Genomic DNA, 18912 nt, shown 5'->3' on the forward strand with positions numbered 1-18912 from the left:
TGGCAGGATCGGTCCGTGGCCGACGACACGCAGACCGCGTCCGACGCGCTGCTGCGCCTCGCGGCGGCCTACGACATCACGCCCGACTGGTGGGGCTTCGACGGGCAGCACAACGTCGCGTCCGCGGCGACGCTGCAGGGCGTGCTCGCGGCGCTCGGCGTCGACGCCTCCTCGCCCGAGCGCATCGAGCTCGCGCTCGCGCACCGCGAGGACATGCCGTGGCGGCGCACGCTGCCCCCCGTCGTCGTCGTGCGCGAGGGCCGGCACGCCCACGTGCCCGTCCACGTCACGCACGGTGACCCGGTCGAGGTCTGGCTCGAGCTGGACCCGGAGGTCGGCGGCGGCAGGCGCGAGCTCACGCAGGCCGACGTGCCCGTCGCGCCGCGCACCGTCGACGGCCGTCTCGTGGGGCGCGCGACCTTCACGCTGCCCGCCGACCTGCCGCTCGGCTGGCACGAGCTCCACGCGGACGGGCCGAGCGCGCACGGCCGCACACCCGTCGTGGTCACGCCCGACCGCCTCGAGCTGCCCGAGGTGCTCGAGGGCCGGCGCGCGTGGGGCGTCATGGCCCAGCTCTACTCGGTCCGCTCGCGGCGGTCGTGGGGCGTCGGGGACCTCGCGGACCTCGCGGACATCGGCGCCCTCACCGCGCGGCTCGGTGCGGACTTCCTGCTCATCAACCCCCTGCACGCGGCCGAGCCGCAGGTCCCGATGACCCCGTCGCCGTACCTCCCGACGACGCGCCGGTTCGTCAACCCGCTCTACGTCCGCGTCGAGGAGATCCCCGAGGCCGCCTACCTCACGGCCGCCGACCGCACGCTCGTCGAGTGGGCCGGCGAGCAGGCCCTCGCGCTGGACACCGACCCCGGGCCGATCGACCGCGACGCCGCGTGGACCGCGAAGCGCTCGGCGCTCGAGGTCGTGTTCGCCGTGCCGCTGTCCGCCGCCCGCCAGGCCGACCTCGACTCGTTCGTCGAGGAGCAGGGCCCGGGCCTGGAGACCTTCGCGCTGTGGTGCGCCCTGGCCGAGCGGTACGGCGCCGACACGCGCACCTGGCCCGCTGACGCGCTCGAGCCCGGGTCCGCGTTCGTCGCCGAGGCGCGCACCGAGCTGGCCGACCGCGTCGCGTTCCACCGGTGGCTCCAGTGGGTCGCCGACGAGCAGCTCGCGGCCGCGCACCGCACCGCGCTCGACAACGGCATGCTCCTGGGGGTCATGCACGACCTCGCCGTCGGCGTGCACCCGCAGGGCGCGGACGTGTGGTCGCTCGGCGACGTGCTCGCCCGGGGCGCGAGCGTCGGCGCGCCGCCCGACATGTACAACCAGCAGGGCCAGGACTGGTCGCAGCCGCCGTGGCAGCCCGACGCGCTCGCGCGCGCCGCGTACCGGCCCTACCGCGACATGCTGCGCACGGTCCTGCGGCACGCGGGCGCGATCCGCATCGACCACGTGCTCGGGCTGTTCCGTCTGTGGTGGGTGCCGCAGGGTGCGTCCCCGTCCGAGGGGGCGTACGTGCGCTACGACCACGAGGCGCTCGTCGGGATCCTCGCGCTCGAGGCGCACCGCGCGGGCGCGGTCGTCATCGGCGAGGACCTGGGCGTCGTCGAGCCTTGGGTCCGCGACTACCTGTCGGAGCGCGGCATCCTCGGCACGTCGGTGCTGTGGTTCGAGCGCGACATGCACGGCGCGCCCCTGGAGCCGCAGCACTACCGCGAGCTCGTCCTCGCGACCGTGACGACGCACGACCTGCCGCCGACCGCCGGCTACCTCGCGGGGGAGCACGTCGCGATCCGCGAGCGGCTGGGGCTGCTCACCGAGCCGGTCGCCACCGTGCGCGCCGCCGCGGCAGCCGAGCGGGACCGCATGCTCGACGCGCTGCGCGCCCGCGACCTGCTCGGTCCCGACCCCTCCGAGCGGGAGATCGTCGAGGCGCTGCACCGGTACGTGCTGGCCACGCCGTCCGTGCTCGTCGGTGTCTCGCTCGCGGACGCGGTCGGGGAGCGGCGCGCGCAGAACCAGCCGGGCACGGACCAGGAGTACCCGAACTGGAAGGTGCCGCTCGCGGACAGCGCCGGACAGGTCGTGCTCGTGGACGACCTGTTCACGAACGCCCGCCTGTACTCGCTGGCCGCGGTCATGAACGAGTGGCGCTGACCCTCCGGCGACTCTCCAGCGGCCCTCCGCCGACGTGGCCGTCGCCGCCCGCCCCGCGGGGGTCCGTGTGCTGCTGGGGGCCGTGACAGGATCACCGGGTGCCTGCCGACCCGCCCCGCCGCCTGCGCGTCGTCGGCAACTCCGGCGCGGGCAAGACGACGCTCGCCCGCGAGGCCGCCCGTCGTCTCGGCGTCGGCCACCTCGAGCTCGACGCCGTCTTCTGGGCCGAGCACTGGACGATGCGCGACGTGGCCGAGGCGCACGCGCTCCTGCGCGACTTCCTCGCGTCGCCGGGGGCGCGCGACGGGTGGGTCACCGACGGGAACTGGAACTCGCGCCGCGGGGAGCTCCTCGAGGACGCCGACGCCGTGGTGTGGCTCGACTACCCGCGCCGTGTCGTCATGGCGCGGGTACTGCGCCGCACCCTGCGCCGCGGGGCGCTGCGCGAGGAGCTGTGGCACGGAAACCGTGAGCGGTTGCGCAACCTGCTGCGCCGCGAGCCGGACGAGAACATCGTGCTGTGGTCCTGGACGCAGCACGAGAGCTACCGGGAGCGCTACGCCGCGCTGGCCAGCAGCGGCGACGTGCCGGTGATCCGGTTGCGCCACCCGCGCGAGGCCCGGGCCTGGCTGGAGAGCCTGGAGCCCGGCACTCCCGGACGCGGCTGACGTCGGGAGCGACGGGCGACGTGCGGGCCACCCGTGGGGAGGGAACCGGCCCCCGGGTGGTTTGCCGCGGGTGGTCCGGCCGGTAGACGGCCGGACCACCCGTGCTGGTCAGGCCCGGCGGCGGTCCGCCTCCTGGGCGGCGAGCGCGCGTCGCACACCGTCCCGGTTCTCGGCGACGAGGCGGCGCAGCGCGGGCACCGCGTCGGCGTTCGCCGACTGCCACGCGTCCGTCGCGCCCAGCACGTCCACGCGGTCGTCGTCCGCGAGGTCGGTCGGGTAGAGGCCGAGGACGATGTTCTGCGCCATCTCGTTCGTCTTGTCGGCCCAGACGCTCGTGAGGGCCGTGAAGTACGGCTCGACGTACGGGACGAGCAGGCCGCGGTCGTGCACGCGGCCGAACCCGGCGATCGTCGCGGCCTGGATCGCGTTCGGCAGCTCGTCGCCGTCGACGACGGCCGACCACGCGGCGGCCTTCGCCTCGGGCGTCGGGATCGCTGCACGGGCGGCCGCGGCGGCGCGCTGGCCCGTCGCGGTCGGGTCGGCGGCGAGCTGCACGGCGATGTCGGTCTCGGCCGCCCGGCCGCCCGTGACGAGCGACGTGAGCAGCTCCCAGCGCAGGTCGGTGTCGATGGTCAGACCGTCGAGCGTCTCGCGACCGTCGAGGAGCGCCGCGACGGCGTCGAGCTGCTCGGCGGTCTGCGCCCGGGCCGCGAAGGCCTTGACGAGCTGCAGCTGGGTGTCCGACCCGGCCGGGGCGGTGCGCGCCAGGGCGAGCAGGCGGTCGGCGGCCGCCACGGCGGTGGTCTGCCGGTGCTCGGGCGCGACGTAGAGGTCGAGCGCGGTCGTGAGCTGCCGGAGCAGCACGAGGACGACCGACGAGTCGGTCTCGTGGAGGATGTTGCCGAGCACGAGGTCCACGAAGTCGCGTGCCGGGGTCTCGCCGTCGCGCGTCGCGTCCCACGCGGCCGTCCACACGAGGGTGCGCGGCAGCGAGTCGTCGAACGCGCCGAGGTGCTCGATCGCCGCGGCGAGCGAGGCCTCGTCGAGGCGGATCTTGGCGTAGGCGAGGTCGTCGTCGTTCACGAGCAGCAGCGCGGGCCGCCGCGTCCCGACGAGCTCGGGGACCTCGGTGCGCGGCCCGTCCACGTCGAGCTCGAGGTGCAGGGTGCGGGCAAGCCGGCCCGTCGTCGCGTCGACGTCGTAGCCGCCGATGGCGAGGCGGTGGGGCCGCTGCACGGGGTAGGTGTCGGGCACCTCCTGCAGCACCGCGAACGACGTGATCGTGCCGTCCTCGGAGGTCTGCACGTCGGGGCGCAGCAGCGTCACCCCGGCCTGCTCGAGCCACAGGGCGGACCACGCCGACAGGTCGCGGCCGCTCGTCGTCTCGAGCTCCGCGAGCAGGTCGCGCAGCTCGGTGTTGCCCCACGCGTGCTTCGCGAAGTAGGCGCGCACCCCGGCGAAGAACTGGTCCTGCCCGACCCAGGCGACGAGCTGCTTGAGGACGCTCGCGCCCTTGGCGTACGTGATGCCGTCGAAGTTGACCTCGACGTCCTCCAGGTCGCGCATGTCGGCGACGATCGGGTGCGTCGACGGGAGCTGGTCCTGGCGGTACGCCCAGTTCTTCTCCAGCGAGGAGAACGTCGTCCAGGCGCTCGTCCACGCGGTCGCCTGGGCGGTCGCGAGCGTCGAGACGTACTCGGCGAACGACTCGTTCAGCCACAGGTCGTCCCACCAGCGCATGGTCACGAGGTCGCCGAACCACATGTGGGCCAGCTCGTGCAGGATCGTCACGGCACGCCGCTCGACCGTCGCGTCCGGCACCTTGGAACGGAACACGTAGGACTCGAGGAACGTCACCGCGCCGGCGTTCTCCATCGCGCCGGCGTTGAACTCCGGCACGAAGAGCTGGTCGTACTTGGCGAACGGGTAGGGGACGCCGAACTTCTCCTCGAAGAACGCGAAGCCCGCGCGCGTGATGTCGACGATGTTGTCGGTGTCCAGGTGCTCGGCCAGCGAGCCGCGCACGTACACCCCGAGCGGGATGGTGCGGCCGTCGCTGCTGGTCAGCTCGCGGTGCTCGCCGTGGTACGGCCCGGCGACGATCGCGGTGATGTAGGAGGAGATGCGCGGGGTGGTCTCGAAGCGCCACGTCGCGGTGCCCTTGTCGGGTCCGCCGTTGCGGTTGACGCCACCGTCGACCGGCTCGGGCTCGCCCACCTGCGGGTAGTTCGACACGACCGTCCAGTGCGCGGGCGCGGTCACGGTGAACGTGAAGGTCGCCTTGAGGTCGGGCTGCTCGAACACGGCGAAGACCCGGCGGGAGTCGGCGACCTCGAACTGCGAGTACAGGTAGACCTCGTCGTCGACCGGGTCCACGAAGCGGTGCAGGCCCTCGCCCGTGTTCATGTACGCCGCGTCCGCGACGACCACGAGCTCGTTGTCGGCGGCGAGGTCGTCGAGGCGGATGCGGGAGTCCGCGACCACGTCGGCGACGTCGAGCGGGCGGCCGTTGAGCGTCACCTCGTGCACCGTGGGGGCGATCAGGTCGATGAACGTGCCCGCGCCCGGCGTCGCGGTGAACCGGACGACGGTCCGCGACGCGAACGTGGCGGGTCCCGTGGTCAGGTCGAGCGTGACGTCGTAGGACTGGGGGCTGACGACCTCGGCGCGCTGACGCGCCTCGGCACGGGTGAGGTTCTCAGCGGGCACGCTGGCTGCTCCTTCGGCGAGGGGTCACGGCTCGTGGCCGCGCCCGATCATCGCACGCGGAGCCGTGCGTCCGGCGGCCGCCCGGGCGCCGGCTGTGGACCGTGACGCGGCACGGCGGGGCTGTGGACGGACCGATGTGCGCGCGCCGGCCCGGGCGGGTGACACTCGGACGGCGCCGAGCCGGCCACGGCCCCGCCACGGGCACCGCGACGCGCCCGCGACGCCGCCCGAGACCCGCCCGAGATCCGCCCGAGACCCCGCCGAGCACGAGGAGCACCATGACCGTCACCGCCACGCGCCCCGTCGTCGACTTCTGGTTCGACCCCGCCTGCCCGTGGGCCTGGCTGACGTCGCGGTGGATGGACGAGGTCGCCGCGGTGCGCGACGTCGAGGTGCGCTGGCACGTCATGAGCCTGTCGGTCCTCAACGAGGGCCGGGACCTGCCGGCGAGCTACCGCGCGCTCATGGACGACTCCTGGGCGCCCGTGCGGGTGCTCGTCGCCGCGGCGCGCGACCACGGCGACGAGGTCCTCAAGCCGCTGTACGACGCCCTGGGCTCGCGCCGCCACACCGGCCGGCGCACCGACACGGCCGCGATCGTCGCCGAGGCGCTCGCCGAGGTCGGGCTGCCAGCCGGGCTCGCGGAGGTCGGCGGGACCGCGGAGGTCGACGACCTGCTGCGAGCGTCGCACGGCGAGGCCCTCGCGCTCGTCGGCGACGAGGTGGGCACGCCCGTCGTCGCGATCGACGGGGTGGGCTTCTTCGGCCCCGTCATCACGCCGGCACCCACGGGGCAGGACGCGGGCCGGCTGTTCGACGGGCTCGCGCTCGTCACGCAGGTGCCGGGCTTCTACGAGCTCAAGCGCACCCGGACGGTCGGACCGGCGGTCTGAGCGTCCGGTTGGCCTGCCGGGTTCGTCCCGTGTGATCCTGTTCGTCGCCCGAGTCCCGCCGGTCCCAGGAGCTCCATGACGTCGCCGCGCACGATCCGGACGCTCGTCGTCGTCGACGCCGTCCTGGTGACCGTGCTCGTCGTGCTGGCTGCGGCCTGGCTCACGTCGGGCCGGTCGCCCGGCGGGACGCAGGCCGCGGCGTCTCCCTCCGCCTCGGCGACGCCGACGGCGCAGGCCTCGCCGCCCGACGCGTTCCGGCTGCCGAGCGGCAACATCGCCTGCACGGTCGCCAGCGAGGGTGTGACCTGCACGATCGCCGACTTCACGTACGCGCCGCCCGCGGTGCCGGGCTGCACCGGCACGACCGGGCACGTGATCACGCTCGGTCCCGACGGTGTCGCGTTCCCGTGCGAGGACGGTCCGGCGCCGACCGCCGCGGGCGACGACGTGCGCACGCTCGAGTACGGCTCGCAGTCACGCGTCGACGGCTGGACGTGCCGCAGCGCGACCGACGGCGTGACGTGCACGGGGCAGGACGGCACGGGGTTCCGGCTCGCGCGCGCGTCGTGGGACGAGGTGCCCTGACCGGTCGCGCGCCGCGATGACGACGGGCGGGTCGCGCGGCACGCGACCCGCCCGTCGGTGCTCACGTGCTCACCAGATGCGGACCCGCTCCGCGGGGTCGAGGTACAGCGCGTCGCCGGGCTGCACGTCGAACGCGTCGTAGTACGCGTCGACGTTGCGCACCACGCCGTTGCAGCGGAACTCGTTGGGGGAGTGCGGGTCCGTCGCCAGGCGCCGGACGACCTCCTCGTCCCGCCCCTTCGACTGCCACACCTGCGCCCAGCCGAGGAACACCCGCTGCGCACCGGTCAGCCCGTCGACCACGGGGGCCTCCGCGAGGGGCCGGCCCAGCGCGATCTCGTAGGCGGCCAGCGCGATCGACAGCCCGCCGAGGTCGCCGATGTTCTCGCCGATCGTGAGCGCGCCGTTGACGTGGTGCGAGCCGCCGAGCTGCGCGGGGGAGAACGCGTCGTACTGCGCGACGAGCGCGCGGGTGCGCGCGTCGAACTCGGCGCGGTCCTCGGCGGTCCACCAGTCCTCGAGCCGGCCGGTGCCGTCGTACTTGGAGCCCTGGTCGTCGAAGCCGTGCCCGATCTCGTGCCCGATCACGGCGCCGATGCCGCCGTAGTTCACGGCGTCGTCGGCGTCGGCGTCGAAGAACGGCGGCTGCAGGATCGCGGCGGGGAACACGATCTCGTTCATGCCGGGGTTGTAGTAGGCGTTGACGGTCTGCGGCGTCATGAACCACTCGTCGCGGTCGAGCGGCTTGCCGATCTTCGCGAGCTCGCGGTCCTGCTCGAAGGCGTTGGCGCGGCGGACGTTGCCGAGCAGGTCGTCGGCCGCGACCTCGAGGGCCGAGTAGTCGCGCCAGCGCACGGGGTAGCCGATCTTGGGGGTGAACGCCTCGAGCTTGGCCAGGGCCTTGGCGCGGGTCTCCTCGCCCATCCAGTCGAGCCGCGCGATCGACTGCCGGTACGCCTCGACGAGGTGCGCGACGAGCTGGTCCATGCGCTCCTTGTGGCTCGGCGGGAAGTGCCGCTCGACGTACACCTTGCCGACCGCCTCGCCCAGCGCGCCCTGCACGAGCCCGACGCCGCGCTTCCAGCGCTCGCGCAGCTCCTGCGCGCCGGTGAGCGTGCGGCCGTAGAAGTCGAAGTTCGCCTCGACGAGGTCGTCGGTGAGGTACGGCGCGCGGTCGCTGACCACGTGGTACGCGAGCCACGCCTTCCACGACTCCAACGGCTCCTTGTCCCACAGCGTCGCGAAACCCTCGGCGAAGGACGGCTCACGCACGACGACGTGGTCGAGCGCACCGTGCGGCGCGCCGAGGGCCCGCGCCCAGGCGACCCAGTCGAACCCGGGGGCGCGCTCGGCGAGCGCGGCCAGCGTCATGGGGTTGTAGGTGAGGTCGGCGTCGCGGTCCTGCACGACGTCCCAGTGGTGCGCGGCGAGCCTGGTCTCGAGGTCCACGACCGCGCCCGCGAGCGCATCCGCCGCGGCGTCGTCGGCGGCGACGCCCGCGAGGCGCAGCATGCGCGCGACGTGGGGGCGGTAGGCGGCCAGGACGGACGCGTACTGCTCGTCGCGGTAGTAGGACTCGTCGGGCAGGCCGAGCCCGGACTGCATGAGGTAGACGACGTAGCGCTCGGGGTCCTTGGCGTCGTTGTCGACCCAGAACCCGACGGCCGACGCGGCGCCGGTCCGCTGCAGCGCGCCGAGCGCGGCGGTGAGCTCGTCGCGCGTGGCGGCCTGCTCGACGAGGTCGAGGTCCTCGCGCAGCGGGGCGAGCCCGCGGGCCGCGATCGTGGCGGTGTCCATGAACGAGGCGTACACCGCGCCGACCTTGGCCTCGACGCCGTCGGCGTCCCCGGCCGCGGCGCTCGCGCCGGCGTCGACGATGATGTCGCGGACCTGCTCCTCCGCGCGGTCGTGCAGGGCACGGAAGGCGCCGTCCATGGCCCGGTCGGCCGGGATCTGGTGGGCGGCGACCCACTTCCCGTTGACGTGGGAGAACAGGTCGTCCTGCGGACGGGTGGCGGGGTCGAGGGCGCTGAGGTCGATGCCGCTGCGGGTCATGGGCACAGCCTACGGACGGGTGGCAACGGCGGGCCGGGGGTGCGGCAGGATGAGCCCATGCGGATCCACGTCGCCTCCGACCATGCCGGGTACGAGCTCAAGGCCGCGCTCGTCGACCACCTGCGTTCCGCGGGCCACGACGTCGTGGACCACGGCGCGCACGAGTACGACGCGCTCGACGACTACCCGCCGTTCTGCTTCGCCGCGGGCGAGGCCGTCGTCGCGGAGCCGGGGAGCCTCGGCGTCGTGATCGGCGGCTCGGGCAACGGCGAGCAGATCGCCGCGAACAAGGTCCCCGGGGTGCGGGCCGCGCTCGCGTGGAACCTCGAGACGGCGCGCCTGGGCCGGCAGCACAACGACGCGAACGTCGTCGCCGTCGGGGCGCGGCAGCACTCGGTCGACGAGGCGCTCGAGCTCGTCGACGCGTTCGTCGGCGAGCCGTTCAGCGGCGACCCGCGTCACCAGCGCCGGATCGACCTGCTCGCCGAGTACGAGCGTTCGCACGGCTGACCGGCGCGTCTCGCGCGATCGTGGTCTAGACCACTAGGGTGGCGACAGTCGTCGTCGACACCCGTGGAGGCAGACCATGCAGCGTTCCGTCGTCGTCGCCCTCGCCGAGGGCCTGCACGCCCGCCCGGCCGCGCTGTTCGTCGCGGCCGCGGCGCGACAGCCGGCGCCCGTGACGATCGCGAAGAACGGCTCGACGCCCGCGCCCGCGCGCTCGATCCTGGCCGTCATGACGCTGGGCGTCGGCAGCGGCGACGAGGTCGTCCTCGAGACGCCGGCGGACGACGACGACGCGGTGGCCTCGCTCGACGCCCTCGAGGAGTTCCTGCGCCGCCCCGACGTCGCCTGACGTCGCGCACCGCGACACGGACCGCGGTCACGCACGGCCGTCGCGCACCGCCGTCGCGCACCGCCGGCACGCCGCGCCGTCACGCACCGCCGTCACGCCCAGCCGTCACGCACGGCCGTCACGCACCGCCGTCACGCCCCGCTGTCGCGCACGGTCCACGCACGCCCGCCGCCCGACCGGGAGGGCCGTCGCCGTCCGCCCTGCTGGAGCGGACGGCGACGGCCCTCGGCGTCCCCGCCGGGGCCGGTGCCGGTCAGAGCCCGAGGTCGGCAAGCACCGGCAGCGCCGCGCGGACCGCGGCCCGTGCCTCGTCGGCCCCGTCCGCGTCCAGCGCCACGTCGGCCAGCTCGCGGCACCGCTGCGCCGTCACGGTCGACAGCACCGCGGCGACGTCGGGCAGCGCGCGCGGCGTCATCGACAGCGACGTCACACCCAGCCCGACGAGCACGGGCGCGAGCGCCGGGTCGGCGGCGGCCTCCCCGCAGACGCCCACGGGCCGCCCGCGCTCGCGGCCACCGGCGCACGTCGCGGCGACGAGGTCGAGCACGGCCGGCTGCCAGGAGGTGGACAGGCGCGCGAGACCCGCGAGCTCTCGGTCCGCGGCCATCGCGTACTGCGTGAGGTCGTTGGTGCCGATGCTCGCGAAGTGCGCGTGGGCGAGCAGCCGTCCGGCCCGCAGCGCCGCGGACGGCACCTCGACCATGACGCCCGCGACGGGCAGCCCGTGCACGGCGCACCGGTCCACGAAGTCGCGCGCCTCGTCGACGGTCGCGACCATCGGCGCCATGACGTGCACGTCGGCGTCGCTCGACGCGGCCGCCCGCGCGATCGCGACGAGCTGGTCGTCGAGGACCTGCGGGTGCTCCCAGGACGTGCGCAGCCCGCGCACGCCGAGCGCCGGGTTCGGCTCGTCGCGCGCCGTGACGAACGGCAGCGGCTTGTCGGCGCCCGCGTCGAGCGTGCGCACGACGACCTTGCGCCCGGGGAACGCCGCGAGGACCTGCCGGTAGGCGTCGACCTGCTCCTCGACGCCGGGCGCGACCGTGCGGCCGAGGAACCGGAACTCGGTGCGCAGCAGCCCCACGCCCTCGGCGCCGGCGGCCGCCGCGACGTGCGCCCCGGCGGGGTCGGCGACGTTCGCCAGCAGCGCGACGGGCAGGCCGTCGGCGGTGGCCCCGGGCGCGGTGAGGCGCGTCGGCCGGGCCGGGCGGCGGCCCGCGCGGGCCACGGCGTCGGCGTCGGGGTCCCGGACGACCTCCCCGACGGAGCCGTCGACCAGCACGGCGTCGCCGTCGCGCAGCGCGTCGACGCCCGGGACCGCCACGACGGCCGGGATGCCGAGCGCGCGCGCGAGGATCGCGGTGTGCGACGTGGGTCCGCCGCCCTCCGTGACGAGCGCGAGCACGGCGTCGGGGTCGAGCCGGGCGGTGTCGGCGGGGGCGAGGTCGCGGGCGACGAGCACGAACGGCGTGCCCGGGTCGGGGACGCCGGGAAGAGGGGCGCCGGTGAGCGTCGCGACGACGCGGTCGCGGACGTCGCGCACGTCGCCGGCGCGTTCCGCGAACATCCCGCCGAGGGCGAGGAGCCCGTCCACCACCACGGCGGCGGCGTCCCAGACCGCGCGCTGCGGGGTGGCCGACGTCTCCAGCACGCGGCGTCGTGCCTCGTCGACGAGGGTCGGGTCGGCCGCCATCTCCGCGGTCACGGCGAGCACGTCGGCGGCCTCGCCGCGTGCGGTCGCGGCCGCGGCGACGAGCGTGTCGTGCACGAGCGTCGCGGCGGCGTCGACCCGGTCGGCGGCGGCCGGCAGGTCGGTGCCCGGCGGCAGCGGCTCGGTCGACGGCGCGGGCAGCGGGTCGGGCATGCGGGCGACGACGCCTGCGCGGCGCCCGGGGCTGACCCCGACGCCGCGCAGGACCACGGTGGTCGTCACCGGTCGGTGGCCGTTCCGCCGGCCGTCGCGCTGGGCGGGGCCGTGCGGGCGGCGTCCTTGGTGAGACGGTCGCGCTCCGGCCGGTCGGCGGTCGGGTCGGCGCCGACGAGCGAGTCGTCGTCCTCGCGGCCCGGCGTGCGCAGGTTCCAGCGCGTGATGACGAACCGGAACAGGAAGTAGTAGACGACCGCGTACCCGAGCCCGATGACGACGAGCAGCAGCGGCATCTCGGCGATGCGGAAGTTGAGCAGGTAGTCGATGGCTCCCGCGGAGAACCCGAACCCGTCACGGATGCCGAGCGCGTTGACGAGCGCCATGGACGTCCCGGTGAGGACCGCGTGGATCGCGTACAGCGGGTACGCGACGTACACGAACGAGAACTCGAGCGGCTCGGTGACGCCCGTGACGAAGGAGACGAGCGCCGCGGACCCCATGATCCCGGCGATGACCTTGCGGTGCTCGGGCTTGGCCGTGTGCACGATCGCGAGGGCCGCGGCCGGCAGGGCGAACATCATGATGGGGAAGAAGCCGGTCATGAACGTGCCGGCGGTCGGGTCGCCGTGCAGGAAGCGGGCGATGTCGCCGTTCCACACCTCGCCGTCGGCGTCGGTGAACTCCCCGAACTGGAACCACGGCAGCGAGTTGAGCAGGTGGTGCAGGCCGATCGGCACGAGCAGGCGGTTGAGCGTGCCGTAGACGAAGGCGCCGATGATCGTCGAGCCGGTCACCCAGTCGCCGACGGCGGTGAAGCCCGCGTCGAACGCGGGGTACACGAGGGCTGCGACCACGGCGATGAGGACCGACGCGCCTGCGGTCACGATGGGCACGAAGCGTCGCCCGCCGAAGAAGGCCAGGTAGGCGGGGAGCTTGATCCGGTAGTACTTCTGGTACAGCAGCGCGGCGACGAGGCCGATGACGATGCCGCCGAGCACGCCGTAGTTGATGAGCTCCTGCTCCTCGCCCTTCGGCGGCTCGCCGAGGACGTAGGGGGACAGCGCGTCGGTGACGCCCGTGAACACGAGGTAGCCGATGAGCGCGGCCAGGCCCGTGGAGCCGTCGGCCTTGCGCGCGTACCCGACGGCGACGCCGAGCGCGAACAGCAGCGGCAGGTGGGCGAACAGCGCGTTGCCGGCGGCGCCGAGGACGTCGGCGACGGGGAGCATCCAGGCGGCGCTCGCACCGACGCCGTCGGCGCCGAGCATGTCGTCCTGGCCGAGCCGCAGCAGCAGCGCGGCGGCGGGGAGGGACGCGATGGGCAGCATGAGCGAGCGCCCGATGCGCTGGAGCTGGGCGAGACCGGGGAAGCCCTTGCGGGGCGCGTCGACGGGGTCGGCGACTGCGGTGGTCATGGCACTCCTCGTTGCGTGTCGATGACGTGCGGGGGCGGGTGAGCGGGGGACCATGGCAGGCCCCGTGCGTCCGGGGAAGCGTCGAGCTGCTCTGGTCTGGACCAGTTGCGAGCAGAGTGGTCTAGACCTCATCATGTGTCAAGGGTCACAGCCTCGCGACGCCGCGACGCCGCCCGGAACCGAAGGAGTGGACCGCCCCGTGGACCAGCCGCACGACGGGCCGACGGCCGTGCCGCCGGACGCCGCCGCAGGCGACGCGACCGAGGGCGGTGCCGGGCACAAGTACCTCGTCGTCCGCGACCACCTCGTCGCGCTCGTCGCCCAGCAGCTGCGGGTCGGCGACGCCATCCCCTCCGAGCGGGCGCTGTGCCAGCAGTTCGGGCTGTCCCGCATGACGGTCCGGCAGGCCGTGGACGCGCTCGTGACCGAGGGGGTGCTCGTCCGCGAGCACGGTCGGGGCACGTTCGTCGCGCCGCAGCGCATGGACTTCGAGATGCGCCTGACGACGTTCGGCGAGGAGATGCGCCGGCGGGGCATGGAGCCCACCACCGCGGTCCTCGCCGCGCAGGTCGTCTCCGCCACGCCCGACGTGGCGGCCGCGCTCGAGATCGAGCCGCGCGACCGCGTGCACTACGTCTACCGCGTGCGCAGCGCCGACGGGGCTCCGATGTCGATCGAGCAGGTGTGGGTGCCCGTCGCGCTGGCCCCCGACCTCCTCGACGACGGCGCGCCGCCGAGCATGTACGACGCGCTGCGCGTCCGTGACCTCGAGCCCGAGTGGGGCGAGGACACGCTGTCCGCCGACGAGGCCACCGACACCGAGGCGTCGCTGCTCGGGCTCGGGGAGGCGCGTGCCGTGCTGCGCGCGGCCCGGCGGACCTACGCCGAGCAGGGCGCCGTCATGTACTCCCGGTCGTGCTACCGCGCCGACCGGTACAGCGTGTGGGTGCCGCTGCGCGCGCCGCGGCCCTCGCTCGTCCCCCGCCGCCGCACCGCTGCCGCCGACGCGGCACCGCCGACCGACCCGCGCCCGGGTCCGGCCGACGCCCCGCCCGCCCGCGACGACGCACGGGCGACCGACGGCACGGCCCCCCGCAGCACCCCCACCCCCGGACGCGCCCCCGCCGCGGCCGGCGCACGAGGAGACCGGACATGAGGCCCGAGGGCATGGAGCAGGCGGCGGCGATCCTCGCCGCGCTCGGCGGTGTCGACAACATCGACGAGATCGAGCCCTGCACGACCAGGCTGCGCTCGCTCGTGCGCGACACCGCGCTCGTCGACGCCGCAGCCCTGCGCGCCGCGGGCGCGTTCGGCGTGATGATCTCGGGTCGTGTCGTCCAGGTCGTCGTCGGCCCCCGCGTCGACACGATCGCGAGCGACCTCGACGAGCTGATGTGACCACCGGCCGCCCACCACGAAGGAGCAGCGAATGAGCAAGGCGGAGAAGATCCTGGCGGCCCTCGGCGGTGACGCCAACGTCCTCGACCTGGAGCCGTGCATCACGCGGCTGCGCGTCGAGGTCGAGGACCCCGCGCAGGTCGACGAGGCGGCGCTCAAGGCGGCCGGCGCCATCGCGGTCGTGCGTTCGGGTGCCGCCGTGCAGGTCGTCGTCGGCCCCGAGGCCGACACGCTGGCCTCGGACATCGAGGACCTGCGCTGATGCCGCTCGCGATCCTCGCCCCGGTCGCGGGCCGCGTCCGTGCGCTCGCCGACGTCGACGACCCGGTCTTCTCGGCCGAGCTCGTCGGCCCGGGGCTCGCCGTCGACCCGGCGCACGACGCGCCGGCCCGGGTGATCGCTCCCGTCGCGGGCGTCGTCGCCAAGCTGCACGCGCACGCCTTCGTCGTGCAGACGCCCGACGGGCGCGGGGTGCTCGTGCACCTCGGCATCAACACCGTCCAGCTCGGCGGCGAGGGCTTCACGCTGCACGTCGCCGAGGGCGACACGGTGAGCGCGTGCCAGGTCCTCGTCACGTGGGACCCCGCAGCCGTGGAGGCGGGCGGCCGTTCCGCCGTGTGCCCCGTCGTGGCGCTCGACGCGGCGCCCGGCACGCTCGTGCGGGTCGCGCAGCCCGGCGACACGGTCGACGCCGGCGACGCGTTCGTCGAGTGGGCGTGACCCCGGCCGCGCCCGTCCTCGAGATCGCCGTCCAGGACGTCTCGGGGGCCGTCGCCGCCGTCGCCGCCGGCGCGGACCGGCTGGAGCTGTGCGCCGCGCTCGCGGCGACAGGCGGGCTGACGCCCAGCGCGGGGCTGCTCGCGGCGGTCGTCGCGGCCGTCCCCGTGGGGGTCCACGTGCTCGTGCGTCCCCGCCCCGGCGGCTTCGTCTACGCCGACGACGAGGTCGAGGTGCAGGTGCGCGACGTGCGCGCGGCGGTCGCGGCCGGTGCGAGGGGTGTCGTCGTCGGCGCCCTGGACGCGGACGGCGGCGTGGACACGCGGGCCCTGGCCCGCCTCGTCGACGCCGCCGACGGGCGCGAGGTGACGTTCCACCGCGCGCTCGACACGGTCCCGGACCCCCGGCCGGTGCTCGACGTGCTGGCCGGGCTCGGGGTCCGGCGGGTCCTGACGTCGGGCGGCGCCGCCCGGGCCGCGGACGGCACGACCCGGCTCGCCGTGACCGTCGCGCACGCCGCCGGCCGCATCGAGGTCATGGCGGGCGGGGGAGTGCGACCGGACGACGCCGCACCTCTCGTGGCGCTGGGCGTGGACGCCGTCCACCTGTCCGCGAGCCGGCACGTGGCGGGCGACGGTGGTCCCGGCGGGGGCGGCGGCGACGGGTGGACCACGACGGACCCGACCCTCGTCGCGGCCGCCCGTGCGGCGCTCGACGCGGTGGTCACGTCGGGCGCCGCACGGGCCTGACCGTCCTCAGAACACCCAGCTGCACACCGGTGCGACGGGCCACCCGAACGCCGAGGCGGCCCCCTGCACCGCCCCGGCGTGCCGCTCCACGACGAGCCCGGCCCGTGCCTGGGCGGCGAGCGAGCGACCCCCCAGGTAGACGGCGCCGAGCTCGCGCACGTCGAGCTCGAGGTCCGCGGCGTCCTGCGTGCGCTCGACACGGGCGTCCCAGGCGCCGTCCGTCGGCGTGCTCGACGTCGTGAGGCGCCAGCGGCCGGCGTTGGCGGGCAGCCGCGCGTCCCGCACCTCGAGCACGACGTCCACGGGCGCGGCGTAGCGGCGCCCGGCGAGCGCGGTCGGCACGTCGAGGACGCGCACCCACAGGTTGTCGACCATCTTCGGCACGATCCCGCGCGGGTCGACGAGCAGGTGCAGCAGCTCGTGGTCGACGGGCAGCATCCCCGCCTCGACGCTGGCGGTGAGGTCGAGATCGAGCAGGAACGACCAGAGCCGGTGGGTCGCGGCGGCGTCGAGCGCGACCGCCTCGCGGACCTGGACGGTGTGCTTCGGGCCGCCCTCGGTCCACGCCTCCTTGCGGCGCAGCACGGCGTACCCGCGGGGGGTGCCGTCCGCCGCGTGGACCGTCGCGATGCGCAGCGGCTCGCCACCGTCGCGCCACGCAGGCGGGTCGACGAGCTGGCGACGGCGCAGCACCTCGGTGTCGCGCGTGATCCAGCCGGGCCTGCCGGCGCCGGCGGCGCGGTGCAGGTCGTCGACGAGGTCCCGGTGCCCGTGCGCGTCGAGCGTCGCGAACCGCACCGTCAGGTCGGCCGACCCGGGGACGTCGCGCAGCGCGGCACGGCGCGGGATCGTCACGCGCAGGTCGTCGGCGGCGGACCCGTAGCCGAACCGGCCGTAGATCGCGTGCTCGGCGGCGAACAGCGCCGAGACGGGCTCGCCGCGGTCCAGCGAGCGGCGGAAGTGGGTGTCGATCATGGCGCTCAGCAGGCCGCGTCGTCGCTGGTCGGGGCGCGCTCCGACCCAGGTGAGCCCGGCGCAGGGCACCGACGTGCCCGGGACGGGCAGGGTGAACGGGAAGGAGCCGTGGACGGCGGCGAGCGCACCGTCGGGGCCCTCGACGCCGACCGTCCGGTCCCACGACAGCGTGAGGGGGACGATCGCGTCGGTCTCGGGGGTCGAGTCGAAGGCGAACGCGAGGCGGTCGACGAGGAGGAACTCGTCCTGGCGCGCCTCGGGCACCTCGACGACGCGGTAACCGGCGGGAAGGTGGGTCATGGCGTCATCGTGACCGCGCGGTGCTGCCCGGCGCGAACGGTTTACGGCGCGCCGCCGGCCGCCCCGGTGCACCTTCTCGCGGTCCGGACCTGCGGATACGCTCGACCGATGGTGACCTCCCGGCCGGCGCCGGACGTCGGGCCGCTGACGCGGCTGACGCTCGCGCTGCGACGCCGGGTGCTGCGCTCGCAGACGGGCCTGACGGTCCTGCTCGTGCTGTGCTCGGCCGGGGTCAGCGCCGCGATCCTCGCGCGGTCGGAGTGGATCCCGGCGTCGACGTTCCTCGTGCTGCTGCTCGTCGGGGTGTTCCTGCTGCGGTTCCGCTCCTTCGCGGTGCTCGCGGTGCTCATCCTGGTGCAGATCGTGGCGCTCCTGCTGGCGGGGCTGCCGACCGTGCTGCCCGGCGTGGTGGTGCTCGTCGGGCTCGGGGGGGTCGTCGCGCTCGTGTTCGCGAGCGAGCGCGACCGGCTGGGCCTGCGGGGCGCGCCGGGCGGCCACATGCTCGTCGACCTGCGCGACCGGCTCGCCGCGCACGGGCGCGTCCCGGCGCTGCCCGACGGCTGGTCCGTCGACGTCGAGGTGCGGCCCGCGCACGCCGACGCGTTCTCGGGCGACTTCATGGTCGCGCGCCTGCGCCGGGGCAGCGCCCTGGAGCTCGTGCTCGTCGACGTCTCCGGCAAGGGGATCGACGCGGGCGTGCGCTCGCTGCAGCTGTCCGGCGCGTTCGGCGGGCTGCTCGGGGCGCTGCCGAGCGAGTCGTTCCTGCAAGCCGCGAACGCGTACGTGCTGGACCAGGACTGGGACGAGGGGTTCGCGACCGCGGTGCACGTCGCGGTCGACCTCGCGACGGGCGACTACACGGTCGCGTCGGCCGGGCACCCGCCTCCGCTGCAGCGCCACGCCGGCTCCGGGCGTCTGGACGTGGTCGACACCGTCGGCAGCCCCGCGCTCGGCGTCGTCGAGGACCTGCCGTACCGCCCGCGAGACGGCCGCCTGGAACCGGGGGACGTCCTGCTGCTGTACACCGACGGGCTCGTGGACTCACCCGCGCGGACGCTCGACCGTGGCATCGACCGCCTCATGGGGGTCGCCGACCGTGTGCTGTCGTCTGGGACGGGCGGGGCGGCCGCGGTGCTCGCGGGCGTGCGGGCCGACGACTCCGACGACCGCGCGCTGGTCCTCGTCCGGCGCGACTGAGCCCGGCCACGGGTGCCCGGCCGCCGCGCACCCGTGGACGGCGTCAGTCGTCCGGGAACCAGATCGCACGACGGACGGCGACGCGCGTCCCGTCGGCGGTGCGCGGCGTGCCCTCGGCGACGAGCTCGGCCATCGCGCGCACACGATGCCGCTCGGGCGGTGCCCCCGCCGCGTTGACGACGCGCCACCACGGCACCCCCGAGCCGGCCCGGCTCATGACCTGGCCGACCTGCCGGGGGCCGCCGCGGGGCACTCCGCCTGCGGCGAGCGCGCGGTCGGCCAGCACCTCCGCGACGGCGCCGTACGTCATGACGCGTCCCGAGGGGATCGCGGCCACGAGGTCGAGCACGGACTCGACGTAGTCGTCGTCCACC

General features: G+C 75.2%; 18 protein-coding genes. 12 read left to right on the plus strand and 6 right to left on the minus strand.

The annotated features are described in order from the left end of the window. The first annotated feature begins 15 nt into the window (after positions 1–15). Both malQ and CELF_RS07035 read left to right on the plus strand, forming a co-directional pair. The gene (malQ, locus tag CELF_RS07030; RefSeq protein ID WP_013770558.1) at positions 16–2154 is read left to right on the plus strand and encodes a 4-alpha-glucanotransferase; all 2139 of its coding nucleotides are present in this window, start codon (positions 16–18) and stop codon (positions 2152–2154) included. A 98-nt stretch (positions 2155–2252) separates the two neighbouring features. Then, positions 2253–2822, plus strand: coding sequence for a P-loop NTPase family protein (locus CELF_RS07035; protein ID WP_013770559.1), 570 nt, complete (start codon positions 2253–2255; stop codon positions 2820–2822). 108 nt (positions 2823–2930) lie between these two features. Here CELF_RS07035 and pepN read toward each other — a convergent pair whose 3' ends face one another. After that, positions 2931–5531: an aminopeptidase N gene (pepN, locus tag CELF_RS07040; protein WP_013770560.1), complete on the minus strand. Its 2601-nt coding sequence runs from the start codon at positions 5529–5531 to the stop codon at positions 2931–2933. 278 nt (positions 5532–5809) lie between these two features. On the opposite strand from pepN, the gene CELF_RS07045 reads away from it, so the two are divergent. After that, positions 5810–6424, plus strand: a complete 615-nt coding sequence (locus tag CELF_RS07045; RefSeq protein ID WP_013770561.1) for a mycothiol-dependent nitroreductase Rv2466c family protein — start codon at positions 5810–5812, stop codon at positions 6422–6424. A 75-nt stretch (positions 6425–6499) separates the two neighbouring features. Next, the gene (locus CELF_RS07050) at positions 6500–7009 is read left to right on the plus strand and encodes a hypothetical protein (protein WP_013770562.1); all 510 of its coding nucleotides are present in this window, start codon (positions 6500–6502) and stop codon (positions 7007–7009) included. A gap of 69 nt (positions 7010–7078) precedes the next feature. Here CELF_RS07050 and CELF_RS07055 read toward each other — a convergent pair whose 3' ends face one another. After that, positions 7079–9064: a M13 family metallopeptidase gene (locus tag CELF_RS07055; RefSeq protein ID WP_013770563.1), complete on the minus strand. Its 1986-nt coding sequence runs from the start codon at positions 9062–9064 to the stop codon at positions 7079–7081. Between the two features lie 57 nt (positions 9065–9121). On the opposite strand from CELF_RS07055, the gene CELF_RS07060 reads away from it, so the two are divergent. Further along, entirely contained in the window at positions 9122–9574 is a 453-nt protein-coding gene (locus CELF_RS07060) for a ribose-5-phosphate isomerase (protein WP_013770564.1), read from the plus strand. 76 nt (positions 9575–9650) lie between these two features. Further along, the gene (locus tag CELF_RS07065) at positions 9651–9920 is read left to right on the plus strand and encodes an HPr family phosphocarrier protein (RefSeq protein ID WP_013770565.1); all 270 of its coding nucleotides are present in this window, start codon (positions 9651–9653) and stop codon (positions 9918–9920) included. Between the two features lie 253 nt (positions 9921–10173). Here CELF_RS07065 and ptsP read toward each other — a convergent pair whose 3' ends face one another. Together ptsP and CELF_RS07075 are read right to left on the minus strand one after the other, a co-directional pair. Next, the gene (ptsP, locus tag CELF_RS07070) at positions 10174–11853 is read right to left on the minus strand and encodes a phosphoenolpyruvate--protein phosphotransferase (protein WP_013770566.1); all 1680 of its coding nucleotides are present in this window, start codon (positions 11851–11853) and stop codon (positions 10174–10176) included. Continuing rightward, positions 11850–13202, minus strand: coding sequence for a PTS transporter subunit EIIC (locus CELF_RS07075; RefSeq protein ID WP_013770567.1), 1353 nt, complete (start codon positions 13200–13202; stop codon positions 11850–11852). Before CELF_RS07075 ends, ptsP begins: the two co-directional genes overlap by 4 nt. Before the next feature lie 199 nt (positions 13203–13401). Between CELF_RS07075 and CELF_RS07080 the strand changes: the two genes are divergently transcribed. The 5 genes from CELF_RS07080 to CELF_RS07100 are packed head-to-tail and all read left to right on the plus strand — an operon-like array spanning position 13402 to position 16066. Next, on the plus strand, positions 13402–14358 hold the full coding sequence (locus tag CELF_RS07080; RefSeq protein WP_013770568.1) for a GntR family transcriptional regulator: 957 nt from the start codon (positions 13402–13404) through the stop codon (positions 14356–14358). After that, complete coding sequence (locus CELF_RS07085; protein WP_013770569.1) at positions 14355–14600, plus strand: glucose PTS transporter subunit EIIB; 246 nt, start codon at positions 14355–14357, stop codon at positions 14598–14600. Before CELF_RS07080 ends, CELF_RS07085 begins: the two co-directional genes overlap by 4 nt. Positions 14601–14631: 31 nt before the next feature. After that, positions 14632–14862 (plus strand): PTS sugar transporter subunit IIB, encoded by a 231-nt coding sequence (locus CELF_RS07090; protein WP_013770570.1) that lies wholly within the window; start codon positions 14632–14634, stop codon positions 14860–14862. Then, on the plus strand, positions 14862–15320 hold the full coding sequence (locus CELF_RS07095; RefSeq protein ID WP_013770571.1) for a PTS sugar transporter subunit IIA: 459 nt from the start codon (positions 14862–14864) through the stop codon (positions 15318–15320). The genes CELF_RS07090 and CELF_RS07095 overlap by 1 nt, the downstream gene beginning before the upstream one ends. Beyond that, positions 15317–16066, plus strand: a complete 750-nt coding sequence (locus CELF_RS07100) for a copper homeostasis protein CutC (protein ID WP_013770572.1) — start codon at positions 15317–15319, stop codon at positions 16064–16066. The genes CELF_RS07095 and CELF_RS07100 overlap by 4 nt, the downstream gene beginning before the upstream one ends. A 6-nt stretch (positions 16067–16072) precedes the next feature. Here CELF_RS07100 and CELF_RS07105 read toward each other — a convergent pair whose 3' ends face one another. Further along, on the minus strand, positions 16073–17341 hold the full coding sequence (locus CELF_RS07105; protein WP_013770573.1) for a GNAT family N-acetyltransferase: 1269 nt from the start codon (positions 17339–17341) through the stop codon (positions 16073–16075). Between the two features lie 108 nt (positions 17342–17449). On the opposite strand from CELF_RS07105, the gene CELF_RS07110 reads away from it, so the two are divergent. Then, on the plus strand, positions 17450–18538 hold the full coding sequence (locus tag CELF_RS07110; RefSeq protein ID WP_013770574.1) for a PP2C family protein-serine/threonine phosphatase: 1089 nt from the start codon (positions 17450–17452) through the stop codon (positions 18536–18538). A 43-nt stretch (positions 18539–18581) separates the two neighbouring features. On the opposite strand, the gene CELF_RS07115 is transcribed toward CELF_RS07110, so the two are convergent. Next, positions 18582–18911: an MGMT family protein gene (locus tag CELF_RS07115; RefSeq protein WP_013770575.1), complete on the minus strand. Its 330-nt coding sequence runs from the start codon at positions 18909–18911 to the stop codon at positions 18582–18584. Position 18912 lies beyond the last annotated feature (1 nt).

The sequence above is a fragment of the Cellulomonas fimi ATCC 484 genome (assembly GCF_000212695.1).
Classification (GTDB): domain Bacteria; phylum Actinomycetota; class Actinomycetes; order Actinomycetales; family Cellulomonadaceae; genus Cellulomonas; species Cellulomonas fimi.